At 68.9% G+C, this 1,514-nt stretch carries 2 protein-coding genes; both read left to right on the top strand.

What is annotated here, in order from left to right:
* Window positions 1-463: flagellar assembly peptidoglycan hydrolase FlgJ (gene flgJ / locus G3N62_RS35460; protein ID WP_206141549.1), on the top strand; the 463-nt coding region annotated here is incomplete at its 5' end.
* Between the two features lie 244 nt (window positions 464-707).
* The gene (locus G3N62_RS35455; RefSeq protein WP_034190316.1) at window positions 708-1,463 is read left to right on the top strand and encodes a flagellar brake protein; all 756 of its coding nucleotides are present in this window, start codon (window positions 708-710) and stop codon (window positions 1,461-1,463) included.
* The last annotated feature ends 51 nt before the right edge of the window (window positions 1,464-1,514 follow it).

The raw sequence follows: 1,514 nt of genomic DNA, 5'->3' as shown, positions 1-1,514 counted from the left end.
GAGCGGCGTGCAGGACGCCGACGCGTTCGTCGACCGGCTCGCCGGCCCCGCGCAGGCGGCCAGCGCGACGACCGGCATCCCGGCGCGCTTCATCGTCGGCCAGGCCGCGCTCGAGTCGGGCTGGGGCAAGCGCGAGATCCGCGCGGCCGACGGCTCGACCAGCTACAACGTGTTCGGCATCAAGGCGAACAAGAGCTGGACGGGCCGCACGGTGTCGGCGCTGACGACCGAATACGTGAACGGCACGCCGCGCCGCGTGGTCGCGAAGTTCCGGGCGTACGACTCGTACGAGCATGCGATGACCGACTACGCGAACCTGCTGAAGAACAACCCGCGCTACTCGGGCGTGCTCAGCGCGAGCCGCAGCGTCGAAGGCTTCGCGCACGGGATGCAGAAGGCCGGTTACGCGACCGACCCGAACTACGCGAAAAAGCTGATCTCGATCATGCAGCAGATCGGCTGACGGCCCGCGCCCGGTTGCGCCGGAAACGGGCGCCCGCCGCCCTCCGCTCGCCCCTTTCGGACCGCGCCCGGCAACTCGCCGCGCGCGGTTTCAACGTTTGCGCGAAAAAATTCGCCAATTCGATCTAAACTTTCGGTCAGCACTGCCGCTAAGTGTGAGAGACCTGTGACCGGGCTCGTGATCTGGCCCGGTTTTACTGCGCACCGGTTGTCCGGGCGCTCATGACAAGAAAGACCGGCTAGCCATGAATATCGAAACGTCGACGGACCCCAGCCTGGATGCAGGCCACTCCGGGCCCGACTATGCCCGCCGCAATCCGCTGGAAATCGGCGTGCAGCTGCGCAACCTCGTGAACCGCGGCGATTTCCTGACCGTCCAGTACCCGGGCGGCCAGCTCGTCACGCGCCTGCTCGAGGTCGACGTCGGTGCGCGGACGTTCACGTTCGACTGGGGTGCGCTGTCCGAGCAGAACGCCGGCATCCTCGGCGCGTCGCATTGCACGTTCGCGGCTTCGCCGGAGGGCGTGCGCGTCGAATTCACCACGGGCACGCCGCGCGAGACGCGCTTCGAGGGGCTGCCCGCGTTCGTCGCCGATTTCCCCGACGTGCTGGTCTGCATCCAGCGCCGCGAATATTTCCGCGTCGACGCGCCGATCGTCGATCCGTTCCTGTGCCGCGGCAAGCTGCCGGACGGCGAGAGCTTCCTGTTCGAGGTGCATAACCTGTCGCTCGGCGGCGTGGGGCTGCGCACGGCCGACGAACGCGTCGAGGCGCTCGAGGTCGGCACGCTGCTGCCGGACGTCGAGCTCGAGCTGACCGGCCACGGCAAGCTGTCGCTCGACCTGCAGCTGGTGTCGCAGCGCTCGACGCAGATGCCGAACGGGTCGCGGCGCTACCAGCTCGGCTTTCGCTACATGTCGCTGCCGGGCAGCGCGGAAAACACGCTGCAACGGCTGATCACGCAGCTCGAAATGAAGCGCCGCTCGCTCGCGCGGGCCTGACGCGCCCGCGGCCGCCGGCCTTGCCCGGCGCGCCCCGCGACCCGCCGCCGG

Source organism: Burkholderia sp. Tr-20355, assembly GCF_017104685.1.
Taxonomy (GTDB): domain Bacteria; phylum Pseudomonadota; class Gammaproteobacteria; order Burkholderiales; family Burkholderiaceae; genus Burkholderia; species Burkholderia seminalis.
The sequence above is the reverse complement of the archived record's forward strand: the minus strand, read 5'-3'. Positions and strand labels throughout refer to the sequence as shown.